Raw genomic sequence first — 10343 nt, forward strand, 5'->3', positions numbered from 1 at the left:
ATCCTAATGAATCTACAGGCATTTGTCTAATTATAAATGAGACTGGCTCGTTTTCTATACAAAAAACATACTGTATATAGTAGTCCATGAACCATATAGATTAACTTACTAAAAAGGAGGAAAACATATGAGTTATGGTGGAAGTTGCGCTGGTTTCGGCGGTGGATTTGCTTTGCTTATCGTACTATTCATCCTTCTAATCATCATCGGATGTAGCTGTTGGGGTGGCGGCGGATACGGATATTAATATATCCTATCCTTGAAAAATGAACTAAAAACTATAGAAAAACAGCTCAAATATGAGCTGTTTTTTTTCATACTTTCGTATGAATTTATATCCCTCTTATTTGCGATTTCAACTAGCAACATATTGTTTACTATGGAATAAGAAACATTTTTACTAAGGGGGATTACAATGATTAGAGGTCTTTACGAAGCACATTTACCTGTCCGCAACTTAAAAGTATCAATACCTTTTTATGAATCACTAGGGCTAAAATTATATAAAAGAGGAGATAATATTGCTTTCTTTTGGATTAAAGAAAATGAGAGTTGGCTCGGCCTTTGGGAAGGCACAGAATACAAAGTGAATTATCACCCCTCTTTACGACATATCGCCTTTCAAGTAAGTTTACATGATTTAGAAAATGCGATTCATTGGCTAAATCAAAAAGGAATTTCAGCACGAAAAGACTTTGGAATGGAACCAATTGAACCAATTGTTTTTCCGGAATTAGCACATGCAGCCGTATACTTTAACGACCCTGATGGAAATAGTTTAGAATTGATTGCACAATTACCTGTTGGACTTCCCACAGCGGAAAAAGTGTATTTAAGTGAGTGGAAAGAACAAATTCAAACATCGTCATTACATAAGGATTAATCTATTTATGTCAGTTTCTTATTCCACACTTCTTAAAACAAATAAAAACTTCAATAAACTATTTTATGGGCAAACATTAAGTGTACTTGGGGATTGGTTCCATACGGTAGCTTTATTAACATTTGTCTACAGCATAACGGAATCGCCGTTTATGATCGCACTTACTTTTATAAGTAAAAGTTTACCACAGCTTCTTCTTAGTCCATTCATAGGCGGAATTGTAGATCGTTTCTCTAAAATTTTTACCGATATTACACGGGGAATTCTAGTCCTTACATACTTACTCGCAGGCTATAAAATTGAGATTATTTTCATTGCTAATATATGTTTATCTGTACTTTCTTGTTTATTTGAACCGGCTAAACAAGCAACCCTAAAAAATATCGTACACCAAAATCATTTCGTAACTGCTAACTCTCTTTCTAGTATAATTAATGGTTTTATGTCTATTATGGGGGCTTCTTTGGGCGGAGTAATTGCACAATCTTTACATATTGAGTTCGCTTTTTTAGTAAATAGCCTATCATACTTTATTTCAGCCTATTTTATTTATAACATGAGTATTCCTGCTCATGATACTTGTAACAAGAACAAAGCATTTTTCACTGATATAAAAGGTGGTTATACATACATATTACAAACAAAAATCATTTTAACATTAATTCTTGTCGGCATTTCATGGGGGATTATTGGAGGTGCTTATCAACTACTTCTAACGATCTATGCCGAAAAAATTTTCCATACGAACATTGGGATTTTATATACGGTTCAAGGGGCTGGGCTTATGATAGGAAGCCTTCTCGTTAATCTTTATATATCCCATAATAAAGAAAAAATGAAAAAAGTATTCGGTTGGGCCTACTTATTACAAGGAATTTTCTTTCTCGGATTCATTCTATCCGATCAACTTATTATCGGTATCATTACTTTATTCTGTATGCGCATAGCAGGAGGAATCATCGTTCCACTTGATACGACATTACTTCAAACTTACACACACGAAAATATGATAGGTAAAGTTTTTTCATTCCATTATTCCATTTACGGATCTCTTATTCAGTTATCGATGTTTTTTACAGGAGGGCTGTTAGAAATTCTTTCTCCTCAAATGATTGGCTGTTTATTAGCTACATGCTGTATTTTTGTAAGTTTTATATGGCTGTTCTTGTTTTATCGCGGGGATCTCAGTGAATAATTTAATGATAATCAATACATTTTGATCCCATTCATTATTTGTTTCCCCATAATAAAATTGTTTAAAAATACAAGTCAGATTTTTTAGTTAAAGAGCCTTATATGGCAACACTATTTGAGAAAAAACTAGATATTTATGTTAAAATACAAATAAGTTTGTGAAACATTGCACTTAAATAATAGACTTTAACTAGTTAAACTTGATTAAATAGGAGGGCTGTTTTGGGTATCACATTCTTTTTCATATGTATTATATTAGTGGCTTCTATTCTGCAAGCAAGTACAGGTTTTGGCTTTTCCATAATGGCAACCCCTTTCTTACTTATGTTATTTCTACCACAAGAAGCTATACAAATAAACATTATTTTATCTTTAATTATCTCCATTTCACTCATTTGGAAAATAAGAATGGACGTTGATTTTGTTCTACTGAAAAGGTTTATTTTTGGAAGTATAGTTGGTGTTCCTTTTGGCATTTTAATTTTCATTTCCGTTAACATAAACACTTTTAAATTAGCAGTTAGCATCCTACTCTTACTATTAACATTGTTGCTAATATGCAACGTTAAGGTTAGATCAACACAATCTAGAGATTTCATAGCTGGCGGATTATCTGGTCTTTTAACGACAAGTATCGGTATGCCAGGTCCACCCCTGTTACTTTATTTTACAGGAACTAATACTGAAAAAGAGAAGTTAAGAGCAACTACATTAGCTTTTTATCTGTTTATATATTTCATTAGTCTAGTAACTCAAATACTCTTTACTGGCACAAACAAAACCATTTGGGAATCAAGTTTTTATGCCCTTCCAATTGTATTTTTAGGTTTGTTTATAGGTCAAATTATTTTTAAATGGCTTAATCAACGGATTTTTAAAATATTTACGTACATTCTTTTAAGTTGTACAGGGGGTTATCTTCTTATTGAAAGTTTGAACTTGTTATAGAAGATGCTTTAGATCGTGCAATAACAGATATGTTCAAACGAAATTATTGCTGTATTTTCCGGCGGGGTATTCCATATCAAAACTTAAATAACTTTATTGACAGTTTACAATTAGCAATAATCTTTCTTTCATAAGGAAAATATTTCAAATTAAATACTAAATAAAACGATAAAAAGCGGCTATTATGCCGCTTTTACTTACTATTGGCATTTCATTCTCATTTTCTATCACTTTTGTAAAAAATTATTAATTTTTATTTCTATGTACATGATAACAAACAAAATACCTAAGTTCAGAAAGAATAAACAACTTTCTGGCCTTAGGTATTTCTCCTTCTCAAAAAGGCAAACCTGCATCACAGGTTTGCCTCTTTACTCACTTCTTATTTAATCCTTTTTCACTTAAAAACTCTTTCATATGCATTCTTTTTTCTTTAGACATAAACGAACTCATTGATTCCGTCCATGTTACGTTTTTCTTGTTTGATGATCTTTCTTTATAATACGCGTTCATCGTTTCATCATATTCGTTTAGTAATTCATCATATTTTTGTTCATCATATCCATTTTCATGAAGAACTGCTGCTACTGGTAAACGTGGTTTAACTCCATGTTCTTCATCTGGTACACCGACTGTCATTCCGAATACAGGATATACTTTATCCGGTAAATGAAGCAGTTCACTCACTTCTCTCGGATTATTACGAATACCACCAATATAACAAATACCGTATCCTAACGATTCTGCTGCTAGTGCTAAGTTTTGCGCAAAAAGTGAAGCATCTACCGTCGCAACGATAAAGTCTTCTACTCCCTCATGCTTTATCTCTGTACTATGTTTTTCACATGCAATTTCAAGTCGTTTTAAATCTGCACAACAAACAAAAAATGCTGCACAGTCCTTCACATGGCGATTTCCGGATAGCTCTGCTAGTGTAGCCTTTAATTCCTGATCTGTTACATATATAACAGAATACGCCTGTACAAAATGTGATGAAGCTGCATGTTGCGCAGCATGCACCATCTTTTCTACTACATCTTTCGGAATTGATTCTTCTTTATATTTACGAACTGAAACATGTTGCTCCATCTTATGTATGATCTCATTCATGAAAATCACTCCTTTTTTCTCTTCATAATGAAAAATTAACATATCTTTTTCAATTTTCACAACTTATAAGCACAAAAAGAGCAATTCTTTTTGAATTGCCCTTTTTTAAAACGTTTATCGATACGGTAAATGAAATTATAATTATCTTTTTACGCCGTTTTCAAAACTTTAATACCTTTTACGATATTCCAAATGAAGTAGTAAATTCCTACAAGAATGAACACTGCATATGTGATAGCCATTCCAATTCCAGCACCGTCAGATTGATTGAAACCTAAACCGTACATGCCTGATACTGCTAGTCCTCCAAATAAGATTGCGTATGGGAAAACATGTGACCAAAATGCTTTTTTCGCGTGATACTTCACTTCATCTTCTGCAACAAAGTACACGATAATTGGTAGTAAAAATGGTGCAAAAAAGATACTAAAGTAACATAACGAAGATAAAATATTATTTCCTTTCATCCGATTCACCTCTAAATAGTTTTTGTTACCTTCATTATGTCAGGAAATCATTCTAGAAACTATCGCTTTACCTTTCACGAACGTGACATATTTGTAAGATTTTCCTCAAACTAAATCCCGCCTGAGTTTCAGACGGGATCACTTTCACTATATTCGATTCATAAACCAATACTGTGTAATTGCTAAATATTCTCGTACATTCGATGGAATGATGATTGGTTTCGGTGTTTTTGCCGGAAGACCTTCTAATTGTAAACCTTGTTTGGCCGCTATTTTTTTCGCTCTAAACATGTGAAAATCATTTGTTACGATCATACCTTTTTTCATATCGGCTGGAATTAACGGTTTTGAGAATGTAATATTCTCATCTGTACTCGTAGATTTGTCCTCCATTATAATGCGGTCTTCTGCGATATTTTGTTTTATTAGTCCTTGTTTCATTGCTAATGCTTCTGAAATGTCTTCGCCTTTTCCTTGTCCTCCAGATACGATAGCGATTGTTTTCTCATGTGATTTTAAATATTCAGCTGCTTTATCAATACGATATTGCAATGAATAAGATGGTTTCGTCCCATTTACTTTCGATCCTAGTACAATTATGTAATCAGCATCGTATGTTGCATTCATATGCCCATGCTTATAAATGTGATATTGTAAAAACCCCGCATACACGGCGCAAATCATTATAACAACTAAAATGCCCTTCATTATTTTCTTCTTTCTCATATTCATATACTCCTATTTTCTTTTACTTCCTTCATGATAATATCCATTTATTTGTTTGTATACAGACAAATTCCAATAAACCCTAATTTATCCTCTGAAAGGTAATATTTATATTACTTTCGGGAATAGTAAGTACAACTTTACACGAAGGAGTGTCTCTATTGCTTCTCTTTTTATGTAACGTGTCGTTCTTTTTCATCTTATTTTTGCTATCGCTTAAGTTACTCGGTAAATCCGCGTTAGCGCAACTAACTCCTCATGATTTTGGGGCTATAATTTTTTTATCTTATTTAGCTTTCCAGGCCATACCCGTCTCTGGTGCTTTACAAGCATTTCTCGGTATGGTTGTTATCACATGTTTACATTTACTCCTTACAAAATTAAGCCTATTCAACAAACTAAATCGTTTTATTCTCGGACACCCTATCATTTTAATTAAACATGGTGATATTATTTTTGAGAACTTACAAAAAAGTAGATACCCCATTGCAGAACTGCTTTCTAATCTTCGCGTTGCAGGATATCCAAGTGTTCATGAAATTGAATACGCTATTTTAGAAGCGAACGGCGCTATTAGTATTTTACCAAAAAGAGAACTTGTACCATTAACTCCAAAAGATTTAAACATAGATGTTAAGTATGCTGGATTACCAATTGCACTTATCGTCGATTCACAAATTCAATATGATAACTTAAAGTTAATACATAAAGATGAAAAATGGTTATATAAAGAATTAAAAGAAAAAGGAATTACAAATATTAAAAACGTTGCCTTTGCTTCTGTTCAAGAAACGGATGGATCTTTTGCTATTAGTTTAAAGGAATAAGAAAATCCCCTTAATTGCTTAAGGGGATTTTTTATCATATCGCTTCTTTCTCTCCTGCCATATTTAATGGAACAGGATGTTTCATACGATTCATCGTAAATACGATAATCGCTGTCATTACTTCTGCAACTGGCATAACGAGCCAAATTCCATTTATACCAAATAGTTTCGGCATAATCCATAACAATGGAATAATAAATAGTAATCCTCGGCTCATTATAATAAGTACTGATTTCTTCGTTTGTCGCACTGATTGGAAGTACTCTCCATACACAATGTTATAACCTAAAAATACGTATTGGATAAAGAATAAACTAATACCTGTTAAGGTTAACTCCAATAATTCTGGAGATTGAACATCAAATAAACCAATGATATATTTCCCGAAGAATAATCCGACAATTATCGCAACGCCTCCAAGGACAACTGCAATTTTCACAGCAAACTTCAATCCTTCACGAAGTCTCTCTGATAAATTTGCCCCGTAATGGAAACTAGCAATTGGCTGTAATGCTGCTCCAACACCAAAGAATAATAGTAATGTCATTGCATGAATACTATTCACCATCGCATAGGAAGCTACTCCTACTTCTCCTGCATATTGGACAAATGCGATATTAAAACCAATCGTTACGATTGCAACCGTACTTTCTGCTGTAAAACTTGGGAAACCAATCACCATAATTTGTTTGACAGTATCCCATTCAAAATGAAATTTCGTCCACTTTAAAATACTACTTTTTCTAAAGAAATGGGTTAATAATACAAGGAAACCAATCGCTGCCGAAAGAATAGTCGCTGAGGCAGCACCTGTTACGCCCCATCCAAAGATAAAAATAAAGATATAGTCAAACACTATATTTAATACAGCCGTTACAACAAGACCAGCCATTGCTAAATTAGGATTTCCATCATTTCGTATAAATGTACTTAAAATATTTTCTAAAACGTATATCATTCCAAATGTTAATAATACGTGTAAATAGTCTAACGCATATGGTAGAATCACTTCGTTTGCACCAAATAAGTATGCTAAATCTTCTATTCTCCATAAGCAAATCGCTGCTAAAATCCCTACGATAACAACTGCTACCGTCATTGATTGAGTAAAAATAGACCTTGCTCTTTCTCGTTTATTTTCACCTAATGCAATGGAGTATAACGTTGCCCCGCCCATTCCGATCCATAATGAAATAGAGAAGAAAATCGAAAAGGCTGGAATAGCCACGTTCACTCCTGCTAAACCGTTCGCCCCAACTCCTCTACTAATCATAACCGCGTCAATTACAATATTCACTGACATTAATACCATTCCAAGAACTGCTGGTATTAAATAAGAAATAAATAAGCTTTTAATTGGTTTTTCTCTTAATTTTTCTGTTGCTTCCATACTCTAATATGCTCCTTTTTTTCAACTCTCTTTTCTTAGTTTAAACCTTCAAGTAACTTTAAGGTCAATAGAGAATTAAAAAATAGGTGACTTAATTATCGCGTTTGATGCTCATTTGTAATTATACGAGTCCTATAACTTATTGCTTTGTTTTTTCATTATAGGAATTTGAATTTCTGTTACTTGCTCCTCAGGATCTTCTGTTACAGACCAATCAATTAATGCAATCTCAATTGCATCTCCACTTATTTCGTATCCTTCTTGATCAATATATTTCATTAGCTTCTTATATGTTTCATCAGTTTCTTCATATGGCCCATGATGATATACACAGGCAAACATACCTTCTTTAATTTCATCTGAACTCTGTACTTCAAAAGGCATATAATCCAAAAGAATAAATACACTGCTATATGCTTGAAACTCATTTTGCATTAACCCTTTTTTCGCAACAGTTACACCAATATCTCCAGAAAATAAGCTATCATCCATTTGCCTCATATTTTTTTGCAACGAATGAATGTAGTACTCAAACATATCATCCGTCGTATTCGGGGCAACCGCAATAGCTGTTATTTTTCGCTGCGGGATCTCTTTTATTACCATTTGTTCAGCTTTTGCTTTTGTTGCTTCCTTAATTAAATGAATTCTATGCTCCATTTTCGCTAAAGCATACTCAATTTCTCTTTGTTTCTTCAGCATCATCTCTTGTTGTTTTTCCAGTAAATTGAGTGCGTATGCTGGATTTCTTTCATCAATATATTTTTTAATTTCCTTTAATGGAATGTTTAATTGGCGTAAAAACTTAATCGTATCTAATAGTGAAAATTGATCGATTGTATAATAACGATAATTCGTTTGAGGATCAACAATGGACGGATGAAAAATTCCTTTTTCATCATAATACCTTAATGTAGATTCTGCGATATTATGCATTTTTGCCATTTCTCCAATTGTAAAACGTTTATTTAATAACATCTTTTATTTCCTTCCATTTCTATTTATTTCATTATATGTTCATTTTGTCTTCAAAACAAAAAAGAATTCCCATACGAGAATTCTTTTTTTACTATTAAACCTCTATTATTATAGGAAGAATCATCGGCTTTCGTTTTGTATTTGTATATATATACTTCCCTAACGCTTCTCTTACCTCCCTTTTCAAAATACCCCAGCTATTCACATTCTCTTTCTTTAAATTATTAATTGTAATAACAGCTAATTTATTTAATTCTCTTAAAAATTCTTCTGAATCACGAACATAGACAAATCCACGAGAAATAATATCAGGACCTGAAATTATTTCTCCATCCACTTTATTAAAAGTAATAACTATAACGAGCATTCCATCTTCTGAAAGTTGTTTACGATCACGTAATAATGCATTTCCAACATCTCCAATTCCTAATCCATCTACATATATATTTCCTGCCTGTATTCTTCTAGATTGAATTGCCACTTCATTACTAATATCTACAACATCTCCATTACGTACGATAAAGATATTTTCCTTTTCAATACCAATTGATTCTGCTAACAAACTATGGTGATGTAGCATTCTAAACTCTCCATGAATTGGGATAAAATATTTAGGTTTCATTAAAGTGAGCATTAATTTCAATTCTTCTTGATACGCATGACCAGATACATGGACTCCAGTAGAACTACCTGATCCATAAATTACTTTTGCTCCTAAAGCAAATAGATTATCTATAATTCTTGAAACGTTACGTTCATTTCCTGGAATCGGAGTCGCAGCTATAATAACCGTATCTTCTGGTAAAACATCAACTTGTCTATAGTTTCCACTCGCTAAACGCGCTAAAGCTGCCATCGGTTCTCCTTGACTTCCTGTACAAAGTATCGCTACCTGCTTTGGATCTAAACGATTTATCTCACTCGCTTCAATCAACATGCCGTCTGGAATATGTAAATACCCTTTCTCTAGAGCAACTTCTACTACATTTACCATACTTCTCCCGAGCAAAGCCAATTTTCGATTTGTTTTTATGCAAGCTTCAACTATTTGCTGAACACGATTCACATTAGAAGCAAATGTAGAAATAATTACTTTTCTATTTGCTTTCATAAATATTTCCTCTACCCGTTCTCCTACTGACCTTTCTGATGGAGTAAAACCTGGGCGTTCTGCATTTGTGCTTTCAGATAATAAAGCTAGTACACCTTCACTTCCTATTTTAGCCATTTTATGAATATCAGGATGTTGATTATTTACTGGTGTTAAATCAAATTTAAAATCACCTGTATGTACTACAGTACCTTCTGGTGTATGAAAAACAATACCGAGACAATCCGGAATACTGTGGTTCGTTTTAAAAAAGGTTGCCTTAATAGAACCACAATCAATTTCTGATTCTGAATGAATAACGATTAATTCCTTATCATTTTGAAGATTGTGTTCCTTTAATTTAATTTCAATTAAACCTAACGTTAACTTTGTTGCATAGATTGGTACATTTAGTTGTTTTAAAAAATATGGTATTCCGCCAATATGGTCCTCATGCCCGTGCGTTACTACTAAACCGCGAATTTTTTCTTTATTTTCTTGCAAATATGTGACGTCTGGAATTATTAAATCAATCCCTAATAAACTTTCATCTGGAAATTTAGATCCACAATCAATGACGACAATATCATTTTCATATTGGATAGCATACATATTTTTTCCTATTTCATTTACTCCACCTAAAGCAACAATAGACAAGTTATTTTTTAATGAATTCAAATGATAAAACCTCCTTTTCACATTTATAATTCGTGAAATAGCATTTAGGCTT

11 protein-coding genes are annotated in these 10343 nt (G+C 32.9%); 5 read left to right on the forward strand and 6 right to left on the reverse strand.

Annotated elements, in window-relative coordinates:
- Positions 1-127 precede the first annotated feature (127 nt).
- From ACQGSG_RS22705 to ACQGSG_RS22720, 4 genes are all read left to right on the forward strand, one after another.
- A complete protein-coding gene (locus tag ACQGSG_RS22705; protein WP_000120179.1) occupies positions 128-247 on the forward strand; it encodes a YjcZ family sporulation protein in 120 nt (39 codons plus the stop codon).
- A gap of 168 nt (positions 248-415) precedes the next feature.
- On the forward strand, positions 416-883 hold the full coding sequence (locus tag ACQGSG_RS22710) for a VOC family protein (RefSeq protein WP_000617953.1): 468 nt from the start codon (positions 416-418) through the stop codon (positions 881-883).
- Positions 884-890: 7 nt separating this feature from the next.
- Entirely contained in the window at positions 891-2078 is a 1188-nt protein-coding gene (locus tag ACQGSG_RS22715) for an MFS transporter (RefSeq protein ID WP_325842269.1), read from the forward strand.
- Positions 2079-2299: 221 nt separating this feature from the next.
- A complete protein-coding gene (locus ACQGSG_RS22720; protein WP_098926440.1) occupies positions 2300-3025 on the forward strand; it encodes a sulfite exporter TauE/SafE family protein in 726 nt (241 codons plus the stop codon).
- Positions 3026-3400: 375 nt separating this feature from the next.
- Here ACQGSG_RS22720 and nfsA read toward each other — a convergent pair whose 3' ends face one another.
- The 3 genes from nfsA to ACQGSG_RS22735 all read right to left on the reverse strand — a co-directional run bounded on the left by nfsA (position 3401) and on the right by ACQGSG_RS22735 (position 5328).
- Entirely contained in the window at positions 3401-4135 is a 735-nt protein-coding gene (nfsA, locus tag ACQGSG_RS22725; protein ID WP_061655910.1) for an oxygen-insensitive NADPH nitroreductase, read from the reverse strand.
- Between the two features lie 149 nt (positions 4136-4284).
- Positions 4285-4602, reverse strand: a complete 318-nt coding sequence (locus ACQGSG_RS22730) for a DUF4870 domain-containing protein (protein ID WP_000678055.1) — start codon at positions 4600-4602, stop codon at positions 4285-4287.
- A gap of 147 nt (positions 4603-4749) precedes the next feature.
- Positions 4750-5328 carry a YdcF family protein gene (locus tag ACQGSG_RS22735; RefSeq protein ID WP_001227676.1) on the reverse strand — a complete coding sequence of 193 codons (579 nt, stop codon included), beginning with the start codon at positions 5326-5328 and terminating at the stop codon, positions 4750-4752.
- A gap of 161 nt (positions 5329-5489) precedes the next feature.
- Here ACQGSG_RS22735 and ACQGSG_RS22740 point away from each other — a divergent pair, with 161 nt between their 5' ends.
- Complete coding sequence (locus tag ACQGSG_RS22740) at positions 5490-6155, forward strand: DUF421 domain-containing protein (protein WP_000923922.1); 666 nt, start codon at positions 5490-5492, stop codon at positions 6153-6155.
- Positions 6156-6189: 34 nt separating this feature from the next.
- Here ACQGSG_RS22740 and ACQGSG_RS22745 read toward each other — a convergent pair whose 3' ends face one another.
- The 3 genes from ACQGSG_RS22745 to ACQGSG_RS22755 form a co-directional block, all read right to left on the reverse strand.
- Positions 6190-7545: an MATE family efflux transporter gene (locus tag ACQGSG_RS22745; protein WP_000388390.1), complete on the reverse strand. Its 1356-nt coding sequence runs from the start codon at positions 7543-7545 to the stop codon at positions 6190-6192.
- Positions 7546-7677: 132 nt separating this feature from the next.
- The gene (locus ACQGSG_RS22750; RefSeq protein ID WP_000925910.1) at positions 7678-8523 is read right to left on the reverse strand and encodes a MerR family transcriptional regulator; all 846 of its coding nucleotides are present in this window, start codon (positions 8521-8523) and stop codon (positions 7678-7680) included.
- A gap of 94 nt (positions 8524-8617) precedes the next feature.
- The gene (locus tag ACQGSG_RS22755) at positions 8618-10291 is read right to left on the reverse strand and encodes a ribonuclease J (RefSeq protein ID WP_426948066.1); all 1674 of its coding nucleotides are present in this window, start codon (positions 10289-10291) and stop codon (positions 8618-8620) included.
- Positions 10292-10343 lie beyond the last annotated feature (52 nt).

Source organism: Bacillus sp. GMa5/1 (assembly GCF_050172015.1).
Classification (GTDB): Bacteria; Bacillota; Bacilli; order Bacillales; family Bacillaceae_G; genus Bacillus_A; species Bacillus_A cereus.